This window comes from Aminobacter carboxidus (genome assembly GCF_014863355.1).
In the GTDB taxonomy this organism is placed as follows: Bacteria; Pseudomonadota; Alphaproteobacteria; order Rhizobiales; family Rhizobiaceae; genus Aminobacter; species Aminobacter carboxidus.
This window is the reverse complement of the sequence record NZ_JACZEP010000006.1, coordinates 294816-316293: the sequence shown is the minus strand read 5'-3', so window position 1 is coordinate 316293 and position 21478 is coordinate 294816. Positions and strand designations below refer to the sequence as shown.

The 21478-nt window shown below is 64.5% G+C and carries 18 protein-coding genes; 7 read left to right on the top strand and 11 right to left on the bottom strand.

The window, feature by feature from the left end; translation table 11 throughout:
- Positions 1–85: 85 nt before the first annotated feature.
- The gene (locus IHE39_RS20075; protein WP_184770184.1) at positions 86–964 is read right to left on the bottom strand and encodes a MurR/RpiR family transcriptional regulator; all 879 of its coding nucleotides are present in this window, start codon (positions 962–964) and stop codon (positions 86–88) included.
- A 219-nt stretch (positions 965–1183) separates the two neighbouring features.
- Between IHE39_RS20075 and IHE39_RS20070 the strand changes: the two genes are divergently transcribed.
- A complete protein-coding gene (locus IHE39_RS20070; protein ID WP_192567724.1) occupies positions 1184–2293 on the top strand; it encodes a Gfo/Idh/MocA family oxidoreductase in 1110 nt (369 codons plus the stop codon).
- Between the two features lie 78 nt (positions 2294–2371).
- Here IHE39_RS20070 and IHE39_RS20065 read toward each other — a convergent pair whose 3' ends face one another.
- The gene (locus tag IHE39_RS20065) at positions 2372–3103 is read right to left on the bottom strand and encodes a hypothetical protein (protein ID WP_192567723.1); all 732 of its coding nucleotides are present in this window, start codon (positions 3101–3103) and stop codon (positions 2372–2374) included.
- Positions 3104–3364: 261 nt separating this feature from the next.
- Here IHE39_RS20065 and hrpB point away from each other — a divergent pair, with 261 nt between their 5' ends.
- From hrpB to IHE39_RS20050, 3 genes are all read left to right on the top strand, one after another.
- Complete coding sequence (gene hrpB / locus IHE39_RS20060) at positions 3365–5827, top strand: ATP-dependent helicase HrpB (protein WP_192567722.1); 2463 nt, start codon at positions 3365–3367, stop codon at positions 5825–5827.
- 237 nt (positions 5828–6064) lie between these two features.
- A complete protein-coding gene (locus IHE39_RS20055; RefSeq protein WP_184770188.1) occupies positions 6065–7390 on the top strand; it encodes an ActS/PrrB/RegB family redox-sensitive histidine kinase in 1326 nt (441 codons plus the stop codon).
- A 142-nt stretch (positions 7391–7532) separates the two neighbouring features.
- The gene (locus IHE39_RS20050; protein ID WP_115729821.1) at positions 7533–8093 is read left to right on the top strand and encodes an ActR/PrrA/RegA family redox response regulator transcription factor; all 561 of its coding nucleotides are present in this window, start codon (positions 7533–7535) and stop codon (positions 8091–8093) included.
- 87 nt (positions 8094–8180) lie between these two features.
- On the opposite strand, the gene IHE39_RS20045 is transcribed toward IHE39_RS20050, so the two are convergent.
- On the bottom strand, positions 8181–8681 hold the full coding sequence (locus IHE39_RS20045) for an MmcB family DNA repair protein (protein WP_192567721.1): 501 nt from the start codon (positions 8679–8681) through the stop codon (positions 8181–8183).
- 294 nt (positions 8682–8975) lie between these two features.
- Between IHE39_RS20045 and IHE39_RS20040 the strand changes: the two genes are divergently transcribed.
- Positions 8976–9596, top strand: a complete 621-nt coding sequence (locus tag IHE39_RS20040; protein WP_192567720.1) for a L,D-transpeptidase — start codon at positions 8976–8978, stop codon at positions 9594–9596.
- Positions 9597–9687: 91 nt separating this feature from the next.
- Here IHE39_RS20040 and IHE39_RS20035 read toward each other — a convergent pair whose 3' ends face one another.
- From IHE39_RS20035 to IHE39_RS20005, 8 genes are all read right to left on the bottom strand, one after another.
- Entirely contained in the window at positions 9688–10263 is a 576-nt protein-coding gene (locus IHE39_RS20035; RefSeq protein WP_184770191.1) for a NifU family protein, read from the bottom strand.
- Positions 10264–10397: 134 nt separating this feature from the next.
- Positions 10398–10889, bottom strand: a complete 492-nt coding sequence (locus IHE39_RS20030) for a universal stress protein (protein ID WP_184770192.1) — start codon at positions 10887–10889, stop codon at positions 10398–10400.
- 172 nt (positions 10890–11061) lie between these two features.
- Positions 11062–12129: a tryptophan--tRNA ligase gene (gene trpS, locus IHE39_RS20025; RefSeq protein WP_192567719.1), complete on the bottom strand. Its 1068-nt coding sequence runs from the start codon at positions 12127–12129 to the stop codon at positions 11062–11064.
- 81 nt (positions 12130–12210) lie between these two features.
- Positions 12211–12648 carry a hypothetical protein gene (locus IHE39_RS20020; RefSeq protein ID WP_192567718.1) on the bottom strand — a complete coding sequence of 146 codons (438 nt, stop codon included), beginning with the start codon at positions 12646–12648 and terminating at the stop codon, positions 12211–12213.
- 166 nt (positions 12649–12814) lie between these two features.
- Positions 12815–12946, bottom strand: coding sequence for a hypothetical protein (locus IHE39_RS30995; protein WP_281399387.1), 132 nt, complete (start codon positions 12944–12946; stop codon positions 12815–12817).
- Positions 12947–13073: 127 nt separating this feature from the next.
- Complete coding sequence (gene murJ, locus IHE39_RS20015; protein WP_192567717.1) at positions 13074–14672, bottom strand: murein biosynthesis integral membrane protein MurJ; 1599 nt, start codon at positions 14670–14672, stop codon at positions 13074–13076.
- Positions 14673–14718: 46 nt separating this feature from the next.
- Positions 14719–17514: a [protein-PII] uridylyltransferase gene (locus IHE39_RS20010; protein ID WP_192567716.1), complete on the bottom strand. Its 2796-nt coding sequence runs from the start codon at positions 17512–17514 to the stop codon at positions 14719–14721.
- A gap of 82 nt (positions 17515–17596) precedes the next feature.
- Positions 17597–18523 (bottom strand): glycosyltransferase family 10 domain-containing protein, encoded by a 927-nt coding sequence (locus tag IHE39_RS20005; RefSeq protein ID WP_192567715.1) that lies wholly within the window; start codon positions 18521–18523, stop codon positions 17597–17599.
- A gap of 280 nt (positions 18524–18803) precedes the next feature.
- On the opposite strand from IHE39_RS20005, the gene IHE39_RS20000 reads away from it, so the two are divergent.
- Both IHE39_RS20000 and IHE39_RS19995 read left to right on the top strand, forming a co-directional pair.
- On the top strand, positions 18804–21296 hold the full coding sequence (locus IHE39_RS20000; RefSeq protein WP_192567714.1) for a heavy metal translocating P-type ATPase: 2493 nt from the start codon (positions 18804–18806) through the stop codon (positions 21294–21296).
- A gap of 8 nt (positions 21297–21304) precedes the next feature.
- Positions 21305–21460, top strand: coding sequence for a hypothetical protein (locus tag IHE39_RS19995; protein WP_184770199.1), 156 nt, complete (start codon positions 21305–21307; stop codon positions 21458–21460).
- The last annotated feature ends 18 nt before the right edge of the window (positions 21461–21478 follow it).

The window sequence follows — 21478 nt, the reverse complement described above, 5'->3', positions numbered from 1 at the left end:
GCGTCAACCATTTTTCGCCCCAGCAGACCTCTGGTATGATGACTGCGGGCAGCTGCCATGCATTTCGTGCAGTTCAGGCGCGGTTTCAAGCCTTGGAGTTGGCCGATTTCCGGCCCTTGCGGCCGCGTCGCATCTCGGCCACGCCGACGGTCAGCCCCATCGCCAGCGCCATGGTGGCGGCCAGCGAGCGGAAGCCGCCGAAATCGGCCTCGGCCACCTCGAACCACACCTTGGCAAACTGCGCCAAGGGCGAAAACGCGCTGTCGGTGATGGCGATGACCGGCACGTTGTTGGCCGACAGAATGCGCGCCTCCTCGACGGTTGCCGAGGCATAGGGCGAGAAGCTGATGGCGATCACCGCATCCCTGGACGAGGCAAACGAGATGATCTCGGGGCTGAGGCCCGACGCGGATTCGATCAGCTGGCTGCGCACGCCGAGCTTGCCCAGCGCATAGGCGATGTAGCTGGCGACCGGGTATGAGCGGCGCCGCGCCAGGATATAGATCGTCTCGGCGCCGTTGAGGATGTCGATGGCACGGTCGAGTGTGTCGTCGTCGAGGTTGCGTGACATCACGTCGAGCGACTTGCTGGCCGCTGCCAGGAAACCGTCGACGATGCGGCGATTGGAGGTGCCTTCGTCGGCGTCGCCGCGCACCACCGTCAGCCGCTCTTCATAAGACGTCGTGCGCTCGCGCAGCCTTTCGCGGAAAACCTGCTGCAAGGAGGTGAAGCCGTCATAGCCGAGATGCTGGGCAAAACGGATCAGCGTCGAGGGCTGCACGCCCGCCGATGTCGCGATGCTGGCGGCTGTGCCGAAGGCGATCTCGTCGGGATTGTCGAGCGCATAGGCCGCCACCTGCGCGATGCGCTTCGGCAGCGTCTGGCGGCGGTCGAGGATCAGCGCCCTCAGCGCCTCGAAATCGCGCGGCAGCGCCTCCGAAATCGTCTCTGCCATGTCGTCCATTCCGCCTCCACCTATTCCACCATAACGCCGGGACCACGGGCTGTCCAAATAAAATGAACCGTATGTTCCATTTTCGCCAAAATTCGACTATTCAATCCGTCATGGGCATGATCCCAAAAAGTGGGAACCGGTTTTTGGATAAGATCATGCTCCGGCAAAAAGTTTGAGCCCGTTCCGACGCCTTGGAATGCGAAGCTCTATAAACCGGGAGAGCGTGAAGTGACAGGTGTTGGTCTTATCGGAACCGGCTTCATGGGCAAGTGCCATGCGCTGGCGTGGAATTCGGTGCGCACAGTGTTCGGCGACGTGGAAAAGCCCCGGCTCGTCCATCTCGGCGAAGCCAATGCCGACCTCGCTGCCCAACGAGCGTCTGAACTCGGTTTCGAGAAATCTTCCGGCGACTGGCGCGCCGTTATCGCCGACCCCGAGGTCGAAATCGTCTCGCTGACCACGCCCAATCAATTCCATCCCGAGATGGCCATCGCCATCCTCGAAGCCGGCAAGCATTTGTGGTGCGAAAAGCCGATGGCGCCGACACTCGCCGAAGCCGAGGCGATGGCCGCCGCCGCGCGCAAGTCGGGCAAGGTCGCCGTACTCGGCTACAACTACGTCCAGAGCCCGGCCATCCGCCACATCGGCCAACTGCTCGACGAGAAGCTCATTGGCGACGTCAACCATCTCCGCGTCGAGATGGACGAGGACTTCATGGCCGATCCCGACGCGCCGTTCTTCTGGAAGCACGAGGCGACATCAGGCTATGGCGCGCTCGACGATTTCGCCGTCCACCCGCTGTCACTGATATCAGTGCTGTTCGGCCGCGTCGGTTCGGTCATGTGCGACATGGCGAAACCCTATCCAGACCGGCAGGTAACAGGCGGCGGTCGCCGCACGGTCGAGACCTATGATATCGCCTCGAGCCTGATCCATCTGGAGAACGGCGTGTCGGGCACGCTTCTGGTCAATCGCTCGGCCTGGGGCCGCAAGGGCCGTATCCAGGTCCAGATCTTCGGTTCGAAGGGTTCGATCGTCTTCGACCAGGAGCGTTTCAACGAGATCCAGCTCTACGTCACCTCCGACCGTGCGACCGAACAGGGCTACCGCACCATTCTCGCGGCCCCCGCCCACGCGCCCTACGGCAAGTTCATCCCCGCGCCCGGCCACGGCCTCGGCTTCAACGACTTGAAGACCATCGAGTGCCGTGAACTGCTCGCACGCATCGCTGGTCAACCGGCGCGCGTCATCGACTTCGACGAAGGGCTGGAGATCGAGCGCACAGTGCACGCCATGGCGCAGTCGTTCGCCGAGCAGAAGTGGGTGAGGGTGAGGTAGGGGCCTTGCAGCGTGGATTCCTCGCCCCACGCGGTGGGGGAGAGGTGTCACTCAAAGCCGTGACGGAGAGGGGGCATTTCAGGGCGTCTTCCTTGCCCAAATGCTGCGAGCGGATTCCACCCACCCCACCTGCACCACATAAAATGCCAGCAATATCGCGGCGTTGAGTTCGAGCACCTCTTCGACGGCGGCGAGCGCGCGCGACGATGCTGCGATGTCGATGACCTGCGCCAGGCCGATGAGGCCGACATGCAACAACAAAAGTACATGGCCGGAGAGCGGCGTCGTCGACCCCGCCATGTTGCGTGCTGTCTGGCGCAGCGCAAACAGGACCAGCCCGGCCGACAGTACCAGCATCAGGCCAACCAGCAGCCAGGCAAGGTTCTGGCTGACGCCCTGCAGCAGCCGAAATGCCAGGATCAGCAGGTCGTGGAATCCGTCGAGCTGCCCGCCGCCATAAAGCGGCAGCGGCTCGAACCCGAACAGGCGCGATCCGAAGCTTGTCTCGTCGAGCAGTTCGGCGAGCCCGATCAACCCCGCCAATGCCAGTAGCAGGCGCAGCCCCGAAAGCACTGCCGCAGCACCCGCGCCAACCACGGCCGCCGCAAGGAAAACGACGGTGCCCATCTCGATGATGCCGTCCTCATGCAGCAACATCGAGCGGATGCCGGGCGCGAAAACAGCGGCGAGGGCAGCCGTGACGGTGACCGCGCTCATCACTGATATCGCGCAGGCCGGCAACCAGGACCGGTCACGCTGCTCGACGTTCGCCGGAGCGTCATGCACTGCTGTGCCGATAAGCTGCGTCATGGGCCTCTCCTGTCGCAAAACTGTCAGGTGATCGTCACATGAGCCTCGTTTCAGGCGGGGAAAGGGCTGCCGGCAGCGGTCGCGATCAATCCTCGCGACGGACCGTAAGAATGCTGGGCAGGCTTTGGCGGCAACGGCAGCACCTCGGCCATTGTTGCACAGGTGCCCGTGCTTCCGGTGTCGACCGTGTTGCCTCATGCCCGCTTCCGCTGATATTGCCGGCTCACCGCCCACGCGGCAAAAAGGCCGGAAACGTAACCGATGACCAAGCTCCCCGACCTGCCGGTGACGGCGGTCTTGCCGCAACTTGCCGAGGCACTTGTTGCCGGTAACAGCGCCGTGCTGGTCGCACCGCCCGGAGCCGGCAAGACGACGCTTGTGCCGCTGGCATTGCTCGATGCGCCGTGGCGCGGCGACGGCAGGATCATCCTGCTCGAACCGCGCCGGCTTACCGCGCGTGCTGCCGCCCGCCGCATGGCCTCGCTGCTCGGCGAGGAGCCGGGTGGGATTGTCGGCTACGCCATGCGCATGGAAAACAAGGTCAGCGCGCGGACGAAAATCCTCGTCGTCACCGAGGGCGTGCTGGCCCGCATGATCCTCGACGACCCCGAACTGCCCGGTGTGTCAGCCGTGCTGTTCGACGAGTTCCACGAGCGCTCGCTTGATGGCGATTTCGGCCTTGCCTTGGCGCTCGACGTGCAGGGAGCGTTGCGGCCTGACCTCCGTCTGATCGTCATGTCGGCGACGCTCGACGGCGCCCGCGTTTCAAGGCTGCTCGACGGTGCTGCGGTCATCGAAAGCCAGGGCCGCAGCTTCCCTGTCGACATCCGTTATGACGAGCGCCCGGCCGGCGTTGCCATCGAGGACGCCATGGCCAAGGCGATCCGCGATGCCTTGGCCAGCGAGCCGGGCAGCGTGCTTGCCTTCCTGCCCGGCCAGCGCGAGATCGAGCGCACCGCCGAGCGCCTCGACGGCCGCATCAATGCCGACACCGACATCGTGCCGCTGTATGGCATGCTCGACGGCAAGGCGCAGGATGCGGCGATCAAGCCGGCGCCCGCAGGCCGCCGCAAGGTGGTGCTTGCCACTGCCATCGCTGAGACCTCGATCACCATCGACGGCGTTCGTGTCGTCATCGATTCCGGTCTGTCGCGCCTGCCGAAATACGAACCAGCGAGTGGCCTGACCCGCCTCGAAACCGTTCGTGCCTCGCGCGCCGCTGCCGACCAGCGCGCCGGACGTGCCGGCCGCACCAGCCCCGGCGTCGCCGTGCGCCTGTGGCGCGCCGAGCAGACTGCCGCACTGCCCGCCTTCTCGCCACCCGAGATAACAGAGGCCGACCTGTCCGGCTTCCTGCTCGACTGCGCCGCCTTCGGTGTCGCCGACCCCTCGACGCTCGCCTTCCTCGACACGCCGCCAGCACCTGCCTTGGCCGAGGCGAGGGCACTTCTCGTCGAGCTCGACGCCATCGACGCCGACGGTCGCCTGACGCCCTCCGGCCAGGCGATGCGCAAGCTGGCGCTGCCTGTCCGTCTCGCCCACATGGTCGCTGAAGCCGCGCGCCAGGGTGCGGCACTTGAGGCAGCACAGCTTGCCGTGCTGATGACCGAACGCGGACTTGGCGGCGACAGCGCCGATCTCGAACGCCGCCTGCAGCGCTTCCGCTCCGAGCGCTCGCCGCGTGCCAACGCCGCCCGGCAACTGGCGGAGCGGTTGGCGCGTCATGCGGGCGACGGCAAGGCTGCGCAGGCCGGCTCGACCTCAATAGGCGCCCTTCTCCTCCTCGCCTGGCCCGACCGCGTCGCCAAGGCACGCGGCGAACGCGGGCGTTTCGTGCTCGCCAATGGCAGCGGCGCGTCAGTCGACGCCGCCGATCCGCTCGCCGGCGAGCAGTACCTCGTCGTCGCCGATCTGCAGGGCAAGGCGCAGAACGCCCGCATCTCGTCCACCGCGGCGGTGAGCGAGGCCGACATTCGCGATGTCCTGGCGAGCCATCTGCAGCGCAAGACCGAAGCCAGTTTCGACAAGGACAAGCGTACGGTCCGCGTCCGCGAAACTATCCGCATCGGCGCGGTCACCCTGTCCGAGCGCATGTTGCCGGCGCCGAAGGGCGAGGAGGCCGACCGTGCCATTGTCGAAGCGCTGCGAACCCATGGCCTCGACCTGCTCGACTGGGGCAAGGAGGCCGAAACGCTGCGCCAGCGTCTGACCTGGCTGCATCGCGGCCTCGGCGAGCCTTGGCCCGACATGTCCGAGGAAGCGCTGCTCGACCGTATCGAGGAATGGCTGCTGCCGTTCCTGCGTGGTGAGGCGTCGTTCGCCCGCATCGGCGCCGGCTTGGTCCACGACGCCCTGTTGTCACTCGTCCCGCACGATCTCCAGCGCAAGATCGGCTCGCTGGCGCCGACCCATTTCAGCGCCCCGTCCGGCAGCCATGTGCCGATCCGCTACGATGGCGAGTGGCCGGTCTTGGCGGTGCGTGTGCAGGAGCTGTTCGGCATGGACAAGCATCCCTCGATCGCCGGCGGCACCGTGCCACTGACGCTCGAACTGCTGTCGCCGGCGCATCGGCCGATCCAGACGACGCGCGACCTGCCCGGCTTCTGGCGCGGCTCATGGGCCGACGTGCGCTCCGACATGCGCGGCCGCTATCCCAGGCATGTCTGGCCCGACAATCCGCTGGAGGCCCAGGCAACCGCCCGCGCCAAACCGCGCGGCACCTGAAGCATGATCCCGAACCCAAGGTGCGGGTAGCGAACGGTGGATGCCGGCTTTCGGACAAGATCATGCTCAGACAATTGAAGCATGGTCCCGAAAAGTGGATGCCGGTTTTCGGATAAGACCATGCTCAGACAATTGAAGCATGATCCCGAAAAGTGGATGCCGGTTTTCGGACAAGATCATGCTCAAACAACAAGCCAGGGCTTGGCGCGGGCGCGCCTTGCAGCGCATATAGCTGGCATGAACTCACTGATGCGCGCGCCCGACCTCCAGCAGAGCCACAGGCTCCGGCTCAACACGCTGATCCGCCTGCGCTGGCTTGCCATCGTCGGTCAGAGTTTCACCGTCGTGGTGGTCGCCTACTGGCTCGAATTCCCGTTGCCGGTGAGCCTGTGTTTCGCGCTCATCGCCAGTTCCGCCTGGCTCAACCTGTTCCTCGCCTTCCGTTATCCGGCCACGCACCGGCTCAACCCGTTCGCCGCCTTCGGCATCCTCACCTTCGACAGCCTGCAGCTTGCCGGTCTGCTGTTCATGACCGGCGGGCTGACCAATCCGTTTGCGCTGCTGATGACAGTGCCCGTGGTCATTTCGGCGACGTCGCTGCCGCTGCGGCTGACTGCCATGCTGGCGGTTGTGGTTATCGTCATGGTCAGCCTGCTCGCCTTTTTCCACCTGCCGCTGCCCTGGTACGACGGCATCGTTCTGGCCATGCCGTTCATCTACACGGCGGGTATCTGGATCGCGGTCTGCTGCTCGATCGCCTTCACCGCAATGTACGCCTTCCGCGTCGCCGAGGAGGCGCGCCTGCTCGCCAACGCGCTTGCCGCGACCGAGCTCGTCTTGCAGCGCGAGCAGCATCTGTCGGCGCTCGATGGTCTTGCTGCGGCTGCCGCCCACGAGCTCGGCACGCCGCTTGCCACCATCACCCTTGTCGCCAAGGAGATGGAGCGTGCGCTCGGCAACGATCCCAAGTTCGGCGAGGACGTGGTGCTGCTGCGCAGCCAGAGCGAGCGTTGCCGTGAGATCCTGAAGCGGCTCACTTCTCTGTCGTCGGAGGGCGAGGAGCATCTCGCCCGGCTGCCGCTGACCTCGCTCGTCGAAGAGGTCATCGCCCCCCATCGCGATTTCGGCATCTCGATCAAGCTCGATCCCGGCGAGCGCATCGGCCCCGAGCCGGTTGGCCACCGCAACCCGGGCGTCATCTACGGCCTTGGCAACCTTGTCGAAAACGCCGTCGATTTCGCCCGCAGCCGCGTTACCATCCGCTGGAGCTGGGACGACGAGGATGTCAGCTTCAGCATCCTGGATGATGGCCCCGGCTTCCCGCCTGATATCATCGATCGCATCGGCGAGCCCTACATGTCGACCCGCCAGGGCGCCGAGCCCGGCGGCGGCCTCGGCCTCGGCCTGTTCATCGCCAAGACCTTGCTCGAGCGCTCGGGTGCCGAGATCAGCTTCACCAATTCGAGCGGACCGGGCGAGGGTGCCGTGGTCGAGATCTCCTGGCCGCGCGCCGCCTTCCTGAGCCGGCTGCCGGCCGGTACGACGATGTTCGACACCGCCTGAACCAAGCCGCGACGGGTGCTCCAGAGCGCCGGCACCCTTGCGGCAAAGTGGCCCCGGCATTGGACATCGGAGCTTTGCACCTATATCTGCATGGAAAAACCATAAGAACGACTGGGATCAACGACAAAAAGGATCAAAGGCGATGACCACCCAGGACATTGCATCGGGGTTGCCGGGCGAAGACCACTCACTGCTGCTCGTCGATGACGATAAGCCCTTCCTGACCCGCCTGGCCCGCGCCATGGAAAGCCGCGGCTTTGCCGTCGACACTGCCGAGAGCGTCGAGGAAGCTGTCGCCAAGGTGCGCTCCAATCCGCCGGCTTACGCCGTCGTCGACATGCGGCTGGGCGATGGCAACGGCCTCGATGTTGTCTCGGCCATCCGCGAGCGCCGCGAAGATACCCGCACCGTGATCCTCACCGGCTACGGCAACATCGCCACCGCCGTCACCGCGGTAAAGCTTGGCGCCATCGACTACCTGTCCAAGCCGGCCGATGCCGACGACGTCTATGCAGCACTCACCAATTCGTCTGGAGAGCGCGCCGCCCCGCCGGAAAATCCGATGTCGGCCGATCGTGTCCGCTGGGAGCATATCCAGCGCGTCTACGAGATGTGCGAGCGCAACGTCTCGGAAACCGCGCGCCGTCTCAACATGCACCGCCGCACGCTCCAGCGCATCCTCGCCAAGCGGGCCCCGCGGTAAGCGAGGTATTAGGGGAATAGGGCAGTAAGGCATAGGGGCTGCTGATTAGCCTGCCTTACTGCCTTATTGCCTTACTGCCCTATTCCCTTACTCACTCTCCCCCTCCAGCGCCGGCACCGACACCCCTGCCAGTTCCGCCGCCAGCAGTCGGGCCGCACCGGCACGGGCAATGCGCAGCATCAGCGCCTTGCGCGTCGCCGCTACCATCCTGTGCTCGGGCGCGTCGCGCATGATCTCTGCGCCATAGCCGTCCGACAGGATGAAGCCGCATTCCTCGGGGAAAATCTCGGCCGGCACCTCGGGATGGGTGGCGAAGAAGAAGCGGTCGGAATGCAACCGGTAGTCGGGCCATTTGCGGTCGACGCGGAAGTCCTCGATCGACGACTTGATCTCGATGATCCAGACGTCGCCCTGGCGCGTCAGCGCCACGAGGTCGGCGCGGCGGCCCGTCGCCAGCGACAGTTCGGGCAGCACATGGGCACCCATCTGCATCAGCAAACGCTGCACGCCGCGGCGCACCAGCATCGCCCGCTCGGACTGGCGACCATCGATGAGAGGGTTGGAAGCTAAAGGTGAAATGATCGGCATGGACCAATCATCGCATCATTTGTTCACGTTTTGAACCCATCCGCTGATTATTCCAGACAAGCTCCCGTCAGGCGACCGCAGGTAGCTTCAGGTTGCATCAATACCGCCTATCGTTGAATCCGTTGGATTTTCCCGCGATGCGTGTTGCCGAAATGTCATAACCCGCACCTTACGTTAACCCGCGCGTGGCTTAACGGGCACGCAAGGCTTGGCAAGCAAAACGCCCGCCCGTTAAGAATGGTGGCAAAAATGAGGCCGAATCGGTCCGGATCCGCTCTTGCTTGGGAACCCCACATGCGATTGAAGTCTCTTGCCATTGTCGCCGCCTTGGCGCTGACCACCGCTCTGGCGGGCTGTTCGACCGACGGCGTGTCGCGCATGTTCTCCAACGACTACGGCGGCCGCGTCGATGCCGGCTACCAGCTGCCGACGATCCCGATCAGCAAGGTTCCGCGCCAGTTCCATCGCCAGATCGTGCGCTACGAAACCGATGAGCAGCCCGGCACCATCGTCGTCGATACCGGCCAGAAGTTCCTCTACCTCGTCCAGCCCGAGGGCAAGGCTATGCGTTACGGCATCGGCGTCGGCCGCGAGGGCTTCGAGTGGCAGGGCACGGCCCGCATCGCGGTCAAGCGCGAATGGCCGGTGTGGACGCCGCCGCCCGCGATGATCAAGCGCCAGCCCGAGCTCGCCAAATGGTCGGGTGGCATGCCCGGCGGCCCCAAGAACGCGCTCGGCGCCCGAGCCCTTTACCTCTTCAACAAGGGTGGCGACTCCGGTTACCGCCTGCATGGCACGCCGGAGTGGAGCTCCATCGGCAAGGCCATGTCGTCGGGCTGCATCCGCCTGATGAACCAGGACATCATCGACCTCTACAACCGCGTCGAAGTCGGCGCCAAGGTGATTGTGAAATAACAGCGAGCCGTCCAGGCAACACGGACGACGCAAACGAAAAACCGGGCACTTTGGCCCGGTTTTTTGTTGTCTGATACGAGGCTTTTGGGTCTCAGGAGATTTGTTCGACCTGCTGGACCTCGGGCACGAAGTGGCGGAGCAGGTTCTGGATACCGTGCTTCAGCGTCGCCGTCGACGACGGGCAGCCGGCGCAGGCGCCCTTCATGTGCAGGAACACGGTGCCGTTCTCGTAGCCGCGGAAGGTGATGTCGCCGCCGTCCTGGGCAACCGCCGGGCGCACGCGCGTGTCGAGCAGTTCCTTGATCGTCACCACGATCTCGGCGTCGGCCTTGTCGAAGAATTCGTTCTGGTCGTCATGATGGCCACCGCCGCCGGCGGCCTGGCCGGCCATGACGGGCACGCCCGACATGAAATGCTCCATGATCGAGCCGAGGATCGCCGGCTTCAGGTGCTGCCAGTCGGGGCCGTCCTTGCTCACCGTGATGAAGTCGTAGCCAAAGAACACGCCGGTGACACCAGCAATGTCGAACAGCCGGCCGGCGAGCGGCGAAGCCGCGCGCGCACTTTCGGCGTCACGGAAATCGGCCGTGCCTTCGAGCAAAACTTCCTTGCCCGGCAGGAACTTCAGCGTCGCCGGATTGGGGGTCGCTTCGGTCTGGATGAACATGGACGTGTCTCCGTGCCCGCGCGCGCGGGATGTCTCAGTTTGGAATAGTTCTAATTAGGCTTTGCACGGCCGACATTCAAGCCGCTGGCACGCCTCCGCGCCAATATGTTGCGCCCAGTCTATTAGGCCAGGGGCTAGGCCAGGCTGTCGATGTCCTCGTCGGACAGGTTCTGCGGCACCACCGTCACCGGAATCGGGAAGGCGGCACCCTTGCCGGCGATCGAGGCGACAAGCGGCCCAGGGCCTTCCTTGCCGGCACCTGCGGCCAGCACCAGGATAGCGATATCCTGGTCATCTTCAATCAGCTTGTGGATCTCGTCCGCCGGGCGGCCTTCGCGCACCACAAGCTCCGGCTCGATGCCAAGGTTCTCGCGCACCTTGGCGGCATGGCCGTCGAGCGCTGCGTTGGCCGTAGCGGTGGCTTCCTCACGCATGATTTTTTCGACGCCCAGCCAATGCTGGAAGTCGTCGGGTTCGATGACATAGAGCAGCACCAGCACGCCGCTGGTGCTTCTGGCGCGCTTGGAGGCGTAGGCGACAGCGCGCTCGCATTCCGGCGTGTCGTCGATGATCGCCAGGAACTTGCGCCGGTGGCCGGCTTCCTTGCTGAGGCGTTTGGAGACCATGTTCTACCCGTGTTGCGCAATGTTCCAGAGCATGATCCCGAAAAGTGGAACCCGGTTTTCGGACAAGATCATGCTCCAACAAGAGAGCCCCATCCCGAACTTTTCGGATGGAACAGGCTCCAATCTGCCACCGGCGCCGGCTGCCCGCAAGCAGCCAGCGCCGAGGTTGCTGTCAGTCGCCGAGCAGGCCGATGATGTCGCGCACGTCCTTCATCGTCGTTTCGGCGATGGCGCGGGCGCGGTCACCACCGTCGCGGAGCACGGCGTCGATATGGCCGGGGTCGGCCATCAGGCGGCGCATCTCGCCGGCGATCGGCGCCAGCTTGTCGACCGCGAGGTCGGCAAGGGCCGGCTTGAACACCGAGAACTGCTGGCCGGCAAACTGGCGCAGCACCTCTTCCTTGGTCGTGTCGGCCAGGCCGGCATAGATACCGACGAGGTTTTCCGCCTCGGGGCGTTCCTTCAGCTCGTCGAGTTCGCTCGGCAGCGGCGCCGGGTCGGTCTTGGCCTTGCGGATCTTCTTCGAGATCGTGTCGGCATCGTCGGTCAGGTTGATGCGTGACAGGTCGGACGGGTCCGACTTCGACATCTTCTTCGAACCGTCGCGCAGCGACATGATGCGCGCAGCAGGCCCGCCGATGATCGGCTCGGTGATCGGGAAGTAGCCGTTGACCGTTTCTTCGCCGACCTGCATCTCGACGCCGATGTCGAGATCGGCGATGCGGGCCGAGAAGTCGTTGTTGAACTTCTGGGCGATGTCGCGGGTCAGCTCCAGATGCTGCTTCTGGTCTTCGCCGACCGGCACATGGGTGGCGCGGTAAAGCAGGATGTCGGCAGCCATCAGGCTCGGATAGGCGAGCAGGCCCAGCGAGGCGTTCTCGCGGTCCTTGCCGGCCTTGTCCTTGAACTGCGTCATCCGGTTCATCCAACCGATGCGCGCCACGCAATTGAAGATCCAAGCAAGCTCGGCATGCTGCAAAACGCGCGCCTGGTTGAAGACGATGTGCTTCTTCGGATCGATGCCGGAAGCCAGGAACGCGGCGGTGATCGAGCGTGTCTGGCTCTGCAGGTCGTCATGGACGAGCTGGGCCGTCAGCGAGTGCAGGTCAACGACACAGTAGATGCATTCGTTGGTGTCCTGCAAAGCGACAAACTTGCGGATGGCGCCGAGATAGTTGCCGAGATGTAGATTGCCGGTCGGCTGGACGCCGGAGAAGATGAGCGGCTTGAAGGCGGTCATGATGGATCCCGTGGCTTGTGGAGGGCCGTTTCGCGCGCGGCGAAATTCGAGTGGCGCTTATGAACGATGGCGCCTTTGCTATCAAGAGGGTCGGCGTGCTGGGCCAATCGAGGCGAACACCTGTGCGAGGCGGTTGATGACGCGCCGCCAACCCAACGGCACAACCCTGATTTCGGCAACACCGAGTCCTGGCCGGTTCCTGGCAAGCCTTTGTAACCTGCTCAAGTGCAATTCCAACACCGTGTAGTCGTCCGCCAGCAACACGGCATCGACCGTCGCTGTCGCGTTCCAGAGATCGCCTGCCTTGCGTGGTGTCGATATCCGGGCTGCTGCAGGCTGGCTGTTTACCGCAAGTGTCAAACGATCCAGTCCTTCAGCCACAGGATGCCAGATACTCAGATGGATCTCCTGCGTTGAAGCAAACGCCATACCAGCGTTCGCTGCGCGTAGCTGAAACTCGGCATCGACGGGCGGAACGATCTTGTACGGATCCAGCCATGGCCCGATGCGGTCGGTCACATCGCGCCGATGGCCAAAGCTGGATGGTGGGAAGAAATGCTCGAATGCAGCGCCCTGATCGATCCCGGTTCCGCGGTCACCAGGTAGATATGCGGCGGCGCCTCCAAGGGCTGTTTCAGCGCCGACAAAAGCACAGTGAGGTCCCCGCGCTTGTCCGCACACCTGCTCAGCCGCTGAAGTCGCACCCCCTCAATCTGATCAGCCAGGAGAGGTCGGGGAAGAAGGCGACCGAAGAGTGGTACAGGATCAGGATGGCAAAGGCTGAGACCCGCAGCCAGTCGATGTAATGAAGCCTCATGCCTTGTTGCATCGGGCCCGGGTCCCATTCCACTGCACTATGGACGACTGAAGTCGTCATATTCCATGAGCCTGATTTATCGCCCGCGAATGCTTAAGAAATCAGCCGAGAGACCGCGAGCAAATCGTCAGTCGGGCTCGACTGCAGTGGGGGGAGTGTTGCCACGATTGCGCCTGATGTTGCGTCGGATCATGCCGGCATCCGCACCGCCGATGCCGAAGGCGACGCCGAAATAGACGATCATCGCACCCGTCACCAGCACGGCCAGCGCTGCTGCCTGGGTGTAGAATGGCGCGGCCGACCCGAGCCACTGATCGGCCTCGCGGGTGGCGAACCAAAGTCCGCCGGCCATGACGGCCGAGGCGACGATCAGGCGCGGAATGCGCTTCAAAAGGGCCGCGTCGCGGTCCCAATGACCGCGCCAGACCAGCGTGGCGAGCAGCATTGCCGCGTTGACCCAACCGGCGACGGCGGATGCCGCGGCAATGCCGGGCGCGCCCCAGGAGGGAAACAGCGTCAGTGCGACCGAAATGTTCACGGCCACCGAAATGGCGGCGAAATACATCGGCGTGCGCGTGTCCTCGCGGGCAAAGAAGCCTGGCGTGAACGCCTTGATCAGCACGAAGGCCGGCAGGCCGAGGCCGAAGATGGCGAGGATCGCCGAGACCACCGGCGTGCTGTTGGAGGCGGCGAAGGCGCCGCGCTCGTAGAGCACGCGCACGATCGGCTCGGAGATCACAAGCAATGCCGCCGCCGCCGGCAAGGTCAGGAACAGCGTGAACTCGACCGAGCGGTTCTGCAGGTTGGCGGCCTCGACCTTGTTGCCCGACTTCAGCGCCCGCGACAGTTCGGGTAGCAAAACGATCGCCACTGCAACGCCGACGACGCCGAGCGGCAGCTGGTAGACCCGGTCGGCAAGGTTCAGCGACGACACGGCACTATCCTGGCCCGAGGCGATGGCCGTGCCGATCAGCGTGTTGATCTGGGTGATGCCGCCGGTGATCGCCGCCGGCAGCGCCAACCACAGCAGGCGCTTGACGTTGGGCGTCAGCTTGGGCCGGCGGAAGCCGATGGCTATGCCGGCATGGCGCACGGCGATCCAGACAATGATCAGCTGCACAAGTCCAGCCGCCAGCACGCCCCAGGCGAGCGCATAACCGACAGTCAGCCCGTCATGGCCGCGATACCAGGCATTGGCCAGCACGCCGACAAGGATGATGTTGAGGAAAACAGGCGCGATCGCCGCGGCGAAATAGCGGCGCAGCGAATTGAGCATGCCGCTCATCATCGCCGCCAGTGACATGCAGATCAGATAGGGGAACATGATGGTGGCGAGCGCCACCGTCATATCGTACTTCTCGGGATTATCGGCGAAACCAGGTGCCACGACAAAGCGCACGATCAGCGGCATCGCCAGTTCCATGGCGATGGTCAGCACCAGAAGTGCCGAAAACAGCACGCCGAACACTTCTTCCGAAAAGCGCTTGGCGCCCTCGACGCCGTTGGCTTCGATCTCCTTGGCGAACAAGGGTACGAAGGCTGCATTGAAGGCGCCTTCGGCAAACAGCCGGCGGAAGGTGTTGGGAAACTGAAACGCGGCATAAAAGGCATCGGCCACTGGCCCGGTGCCGAGCGCTGCCGCCATCAGCATTTCGCGGGCAAAGCCGAGCACCCGGCTCATCAGCGTGCCCGACGCAACTGTCGCGAATTTCTTGATCAGGGACATGGGGCGCGACGATGCCTTGCGGATTTGGGCGGGATCATGGCTGGCATCATTCCGCGGCTGCCGCCTTGGCCTTGGTCCGCTCGGCGGTTGCGCCCTCCAGCGTTGCGATCAGGCGGGTGCGGATGTTCTCGAGCCGTGTCGGGTTGTCGATCTTCTGGCCGGTCAGGTCGGTGACGTAGAAGGTGTCGATCACCTTTTCGCCGAAGGTGGTGATGTGCGCCGAGGCGATGTCGAGCGACAGGTCGGACAAAGCGCCCGTGATCTCCGACAGGAAGCCGGGGCGGTCGAGGCCCTCGACCTCGATGACCGAGAAGCGGTTCGACAGCGCGTTACGGATTTCGGCACGCGGCTGGATGCGGAAGGTCTTCTGGCCGCGCTTGGGCTTGGCGCGCTTGGCGATCATTTCGGGCAGCCATGCCCGGCCCGACAGCACGTCCTCGATCAGCTGGCCGACGCGTTCAGCGCGGCGGCGCTCGTCCTCGTCGCGGTCGAACTCGCGCGAAATGAGGATGATGTCGAGCGCGCGCCCGTCAGCGGTGGTGAAGATCTGCGCGTCGACGATATTGCCGCCGGCGGCGGCACAGGCACCCGCGATCACCGACAGCAGGCGCGGATGGTCCTGCGCCAGGATGGTGATCTCGGTGACCGCTTCGAATTCGTGCGTCCGCACCATCGTCGACAGCTGCTTGCCGGCGGCGTCGGCGCCGCGGATGAACTCGGCATGGCGCTTCTGGTCTTCCAGGTCGACGGTCAGCAGATAGTTGTCATAGTGCAGCTTGACGTATTTCTGCCGCGCCTTCTCCGGCCACTCGGAAAGTGCTGCCGCCAGCGTCTCGCGCGCGGCGGCCGTGCGTTCGGCTCGCGACAGTTCCGAAAAGCCGCCGGTCAGCAGAAGTTCGGTTTCGTAATACAGCGTGCGCAGCAACTGGCCCTTCCAGCCGTTCCAGACGCCCGGGCCGACACCGCGGATGTCGCAGACGGTCAGGATCAGCAGAAGCTTCAGCCGCTCGACCGACTGCACCACGTCGGCAAAATCGTCGATGGTCTTGCGGTCGTTGAGGTCGCGCGTCTGCGCCGTCATCGACATCACCAGATGATTCTCGACCAGCCAGGCCACGGTCTCTGTGTCGGTCGGCGACAGCCCCATATGCGGGCAGATGCGGCGGGCGATCTTGCCGCCGGCTTCCGAATGGTCCTCCGGCCGGCCCTTGGCGATGTCATGCAGCAGCACCGCGACATAAAGCACTTCGCGCTGCTTCTTCAGACCGCCGATCAGCGAGTGGCTGAGCGGATGGATCTTGGCGCCGTCGCCATGCTCGATCTCCGACAAGACGCCAATGCAGCGCAGCAGATGCTCGTCGACGGTGTAGTGGTGATACATCGAAAACTGCATCATCGCGACGATCCTGCCGAAGTCCGGGATCAGCCGGCCGAGAAGTCCGGCCTCGTTCATGCGGCGCATGTTGAGCTCTGGGCTGCGGTCCGAGGTCAGGATGTCGAGGAAGTAGCGATTGGCCTCCTCGTTGCGGCGCAGGCCCTTGTCGACGAGCCCGAGCGAGCGGGTCAAAAGCTTGAGCGCATGGGGATGCAGCTCCAGCCCGTGCCGGTCGGCGAACCAGAAGAAGCGCAGCATGTTGACCGGGTCGCGCTCAAACACCTTGTCGTCGGCGATATTGATGCGCTGGTTGTCGATGATGAAGTCGCTGGTGCCGGCAAGCTTGCGCCGCCGCCTGGAAAAGCCCTGCAAAAGCCCGTGAAAGCCAGGCGCGTCCTTGGCCTGCTCTTCTTCCAGCGCGGCGCAGAAGATGCGGGTCAGGTCGCCCACTTCCTTGGCCACCAGGAAGTAGTCCTTCATGAAACGCTCGACCGCCGAAAGCCCGGGCTGGGTGGTGTAGCCAAGACGCTGGGCGATTTCGCGCTGGATGTCGAAATGCAATCGTTCTTCCGGCTTGCCTGTCAAGAAGTGCATGTGGCAGCGCACCGCCCAGAGGAAATCCTCGGCCTCGACGAACTGGCCGTATTCGCCTTCGGTGAACACGCCCTTGTTGATCAGCTCGGCGCCGGTGCGCACGCGGTAGTAATATTTGGCGATCCAGAACAGCGTGTGCAGGTCGCGCAGACCACCCTTGCCGTCCTTGATGTTGGGCTCGACCAGATAACGGCTTTCGCCCGCCTTGGCGTGGCGGCCGTCGCGCTCGGCGAGCTTGGCCTGCACGTATTCGGGCCCGGTGCCTTTCACCAACTCCTTGTCGAAGCGGTCGATCAGCTCGTCGCAGAGCGGCTTTTCGCCCCACACGAAGCGGGCTTCGAGGATCGCGGTGCGAATGGTGATGTCGCTGCGCGAAAGCCTCAGGCACTCGTCGATGTTGCGGGTGGCGTGGCCGACCTTCAGCCCCATGTCCCACAGCATGTAGAGCATGTATTCGACGATCTGTTCGCCCCACGGCGTCTGCTTGTAGGGCAGCAGGAACAACAGGTCGATGTCGGAGCCGGGGGCCAGTGTGCCGCGGCCATAACCGCCGACGGCCACGACCGCCATGCGCTCCGCCGAGGACGGGTTCTTGGCTCGGTAAACGTGGGTGACGGCGAAGTCGTAGAGGACGCGGATGATCTCGTCCATCAGGTGCGAAATCCGCACCGCGCAGCAGGTGCCGCCGCTGTCTTCCATCAGCAGCTTTTCGGCGACGGCCTTCCCGGCGGCGATCCGCTCCTTGAACAGCAGCAAGGCCTTGGCCCGCACGGCGGGGTCGGTGCCGTCGCCGTCGCTGGTCTGCGCCGTCAGTTCGCGGCGCAGCGCGTCCGCGTCGATTAGCTGTTCGAGTTTGAGCGGAACTTTGTTCATCTACCCCGGCTGGCCTCGCCCTTGTGGCGGCGTCTATAGCGCGATTTGTTTGCCATGGGTATGGCCGAGATCCGGGCTCCGCTCATCGTGCAGCAAGGCCCGGCTTGGCCTTTGCCCGCGCCTGTGCTGCCCTCAGCATCGTTGCCCAGCGCCCGGCGATCGCTTTTTCGTCGAGCAACTGGCGCGAATAGTCCGTCAGCGGGCTTTGCGCGAAGAAGGCCTCGTAGAGAGCCGGGTTGCGGTCGGCCTCGACCGTTCGCCGCGCGACCGAAATCAACGTCAGCGGCGTCGCCAGCTTCCGCATCAAGCGCGACCGCGCCAGCGGCTGCCAGCCGAGCGCAAGTGTGTCGCAGATGCGCTTTTCGTGGGCATGCCAGTTGATGAAGCAGCGCTCGTCGAAGTCTTCGGCGACCCGCGGGTTGCCCCAGTAGATCGGCACGCTGCCGGCGAGCATCGCATCGACGATCTTCTCGGTCGTGTAGCCCGACGCACTGCTGTTTTCGAAGGCGATGGTGAAGCGCCTGTCCTTGAGGAATGTCAGCTTGTCGTTGAGCGAGTTGCCGATCGGGGCACAATTGCGCTGCACCCGCCCGGGCGCGTCGACCTTGCGGTACAGCGACAGGGCGCGGAACAGCCAGCGGCGCAGCTTGGCGCGTTTGTTGCCGTAGATGAAGGCGCAGAAATGCGGCCGGGCCAGGCGCTCTTCAGGCGTTTCGGGCTGTCGTTCCGCCAACCGGTGCAGGATCGAGCCGCCGCCGCTACCCCAGACGTAAAGCGGGTAGCGCATGTAGCGTTCGCTGCCGATGTCGGCCTCGTGGTCGAAAGCCAGCGCCCATTCGCAATGGTCCATCAGCGGCGTCGCGTTCTCGCCCGTCAGGAACACGCGTTCGTAGTCGCCGGCTGGCACGTCGGGCATGCGCGTGCGGCCGACATTCTGGTTCTTGGGTGCGAACGGCCCGATCAGCACGAGGTCGGATTTGCCCAGCTCGTCGCAGTATTCGATGGCCACGCCACAATCTTGTGCCCAGGGCGCCACGTAGATCTCGACCGCTCGTTTTAGTTCCATCTCCTGCCAGAAATGGCAAGCATGGACTTTCACCAAGCCCTGGCCGGATAGGGAAGTCTCACTGGTTCTAGCACTGCCCGTCATGCTGCATCCGTACTCGCGTAAGCCCGTCCCGGCAGCGCGCAGCCCGGACGACATTCCATCCCGTGGAAGCCTTGACCTTCCAGTAGGTGGAACATCTACCTTACTGGTTCATGCCGCTGCATATACTGGATTTTATCAAATGAAGCACACCGAAGATCACGCCGGACACGCCCATCAGCATCACGGACACCAAACCACGCCCGAAGCGGTGGTTCGCGACCCGGTCTGCGGCATGACAGTCGATCCCGCAGCCGGCAAGCCGACGCTCGAACATCAAGGCCACCTGTTTCATTTCTGCAGTGCGTCGTGCCACGACAAGTTCCAGGCGGCACCCGGAAAATATGTCAGCGCCAAGGACCCGGTCTGCGGCATGGACGTGGCCCGCGACAGCGCCAGGCATTTCGTCAAGCATGAAGGCAGCGGCTACTATTTCTGTTCATCTAGCTGCGAGGACAAGTTCAAGGTCGAGCCGGCAAAGTACCTTTCCGGCAAGCCGGCTGCCCCGGTCGCGCCTAAGGGCTCGCAATACACCTGCCCGATGCACCCCGAGATCATCCGCGACAAGCCCGGCTCCTGCCCGATCTGCGGCATGGCGCTGGAGCCGATGATGCCTTCCGCCGACGATGGCCCCAATCCCGAGCTCGTCGATTTCACCAGGCGCTTCTGGGTCAGCGCGGCACTGTCCATTCCGCTTCTCGTCATCGCCATGGGGCCGATGGTCGGCCTGCCGGTGCGCGACTGGATCGGCGAGCCGCTGGCCGCCTGGCTCGAGCTCATCCTGGCAACGCCCGTCGTGCTCTGGGCGGCGCTGCCGTTCTTCCATCGCGGCTGGGACTCGGTCGTCAACCGCAGCCCCAATATGTGGACGCTGATCTCGCTCGGCGTCGGCGCCGCCTACATCTACAGCGTCGTCGCCACGCTGTTCCCCGACCTGTTTCCGCATCAGTTCCGCGGCCATGGCGGCTCGGTGCCGGTCTATTTCGAGGCGGCAGCCGTCATCGTCGCGCTCGTCTTCCTCGGTCAGGTGCTGGAGCTCAGGGCGCGCGAGCGCACTGGCTCGGCGATCCGCGCGCTGCTCGACCTTGCGCCCAAGACAGCGCGCCGCATCGCCGATGACGGATCGGAAACCGAGGTGCCGCTGGAGGACGTGGCCAGTGGCGACCGCCTGCGCATCCGCCCCGGCGATGCCGTTCCGGTCGACGGTGTCGTGCTCGAAGGCCGCTCCTCGGTCGACGAGTCGATGATCACGGGTGAGCCGGTGCCGGTCGAAAAGGTCGAGGGCGAAAGGGTCACCGGCGGCACGCTCAACAAGAACGGTTCGCTGATCATGCGTGCCGACAAGGTCGGTGCCGAGACCGTGCTGTCGCAGATCGTCGACATGGTCGCCAAGGCCCAGCGTAGCCGCGCGCCGATCCAGGGCCTTGCCGATCGCGTCTCGTTCTATTTCGTGCCGACGGTGGTGCTGATCGCCATCGCCGCCTTCATCGTCTGGGCGATCTTCGGCCCCGAGCCGAGCATGGTCTTTGCCACCGTTTCGGCGGTGTCGGTGCTGATCATCGCTTGTCCCTGCGCGCTCGGCCTCGCCACGCCGATGTCGGTGATGACCGCCACCGGTCGCGGCGCCCAGGCCGGCGTGTTGATCAAGGACGCCGAGGCGTTGGAGCGCTTCGCCAAGGTCGGCACGCTGATCGTCGACAAGACCGGCACGCTGACCGAGGGCCAGCCGCAACTGACCGACGTGGTCGCAGCAAGCGGCATCTCCGAAGATGAATTGCTGTCGCTCGCCGCCGGCCTCGAAAAAGGCTCGGAGCACCCGCTCGCCGAGGCCATCGTCGACGGCGCAGGAAGGCGCGGTGTCACTGTTCCAGACGCGCAGGACTTCGATTCGATCACCGGCAAGGGCGTCTCAGGCACCGTCTCCGGCCGCAAGGTGGCGCTGGGCAACGCTGCCATGATGGCCGATCTCGGGCTCGATCTCGCCGATCTCGCTTCCCGCGCTGACGTCCTGCGTGGCGACGGCAAGACGGCGATGTTCGTGGCCATCGACGGCAAGCCGGCCGGCATCGTCGCCGTCGCCGATCCGATCAAGGCTTCGGCTGCCACTGCCATCCGCGAACTCCACGACCTCGGCCTCAAGATCATCATGGCAACCGGCGACAACGCCCGCACCGCCAGGGCCGTCGCCGAAAAACTCGGCATCGACGAGGTCCGTGCCGACATGCTGCCGGAGAGCAAGAAGGCGCTGGTCGACGAGCTTCGCGCCAAGGGGCAGCGCGTTGCCATGGCCGGCGACGGCGTCAATGACGCGCCCGCCCTTGCCGCCGCCGATGTCGGCATCGCCATGGGCACGGGCGCCGATGTCGCCATGGAAAGTGCCGGCATCACGCTGGTCAAGGGCGATTTGGGCGGCATCGTCCGGGCCCGCAAGCTCGCCCAGGGCACCATCCGCAACATCAAGGAAAACCTGTTCTTCGCCTTCGTCTACAACGTCCTGGGTGTTCCGGTGGCTGCCGGCATCCTATATCCGGTCCTCGGCACGCTTCTGTCGCCGATGATTGCCGCCGCCGCGATGAGCCTGTCGTCGGTGTCGGTCATTGCCAACGCGCTCCGGCTCAGGGCGATCAAGCTCTGAGTCAGGCCATGGTCCCGAAAAGCGGCAACCGGTTTTCGGCTAGATCATGCCCAAGCAAGAACCGGGTCAAGGATGTTCGAATGAACTTGATGAAAAAGACCGTGCTGGCCCTCATGGCCGCCGGCATGCTGGTCGCAGTGCTGCTCGAAACGGCACCGGTCTGAGCCGGCCATAGTGGCCAG

What these genes read in the sequence shown, in the direction of transcription:
- IHE39_RS20075 (WP_184770184.1), bottom strand. Translation starts at nt 964, where the DNA reads ATGGACGACATGGCAGAGACGATTTCGGAGGCGCTGCCGCGCGATTTC.
- IHE39_RS20065 (WP_192567723.1), bottom strand. Translation starts at nt 3,103, where the DNA reads ATGACGCAGCTTATCGGCACAGCAGTGCATGACGCTCCGGCGAACGTC.
- hrpB (WP_192567722.1), top strand. Translation starts at nt 3,365, where the DNA reads ATGACCAAGCTCCCCGACCTGCCGGTGACGGCGGTCTTGCCGCAACTT.
- IHE39_RS20055 (WP_184770188.1), top strand. Translation starts at nt 6,065, where the DNA reads ATGAACTCACTGATGCGCGCGCCCGACCTCCAGCAGAGCCACAGGCTC.
- IHE39_RS20050 (WP_115729821.1), top strand. Translation starts at nt 7,533, where the DNA reads ATGACCACCCAGGACATTGCATCGGGGTTGCCGGGCGAAGACCACTCA.
- IHE39_RS20045 (WP_192567721.1), bottom strand. Translation starts at nt 8,681, where the DNA reads ATGCCGATCATTTCACCTTTAGCTTCCAACCCTCTCATCGATGGTCGC.
- IHE39_RS20040 (WP_192567720.1), top strand. Translation starts at nt 8,976, where the DNA reads ATGCGATTGAAGTCTCTTGCCATTGTCGCCGCCTTGGCGCTGACCACC.
- IHE39_RS20035 (WP_184770191.1), bottom strand. Translation starts at nt 10,263, where the DNA reads ATGTTCATCCAGACCGAAGCGACCCCCAATCCGGCGACGCTGAAGTTC.
- IHE39_RS20030 (WP_184770192.1), bottom strand. Translation starts at nt 10,889, where the DNA reads ATGGTCTCCAAACGCCTCAGCAAGGAAGCCGGCCACCGGCGCAAGTTC.
- trpS (WP_192567719.1), bottom strand. Translation starts at nt 12,129, where the DNA reads ATGACCGCCTTCAAGCCGCTCATCTTCTCCGGCGTCCAGCCGACCGGC.
- IHE39_RS30995 (WP_281399387.1), bottom strand. Translation starts at nt 12,946, where the DNA reads ATGAGGCTTCATTACATCGACTGGCTGCGGGTCTCAGCCTTTGCCATC.
- murJ (WP_192567717.1), bottom strand. Translation starts at nt 14,672, where the DNA reads ATGTCCCTGATCAAGAAATTCGCGACAGTTGCGTCGGGCACGCTGATG.
- IHE39_RS20010 (WP_192567716.1), bottom strand. Translation starts at nt 17,514, where the DNA reads ATGAACAAAGTTCCGCTCAAACTCGAACAGCTAATCGACGCGGACGCG.
- IHE39_RS20000 (WP_192567714.1), top strand. Translation starts at nt 18,804, where the DNA reads ATGAAGCACACCGAAGATCACGCCGGACACGCCCATCAGCATCACGGA.
- IHE39_RS19995 (WP_184770199.1), top strand. Translation starts at nt 21,305, where the DNA reads ATGGTCCCGAAAAGCGGCAACCGGTTTTCGGCTAGATCATGCCCAAGC.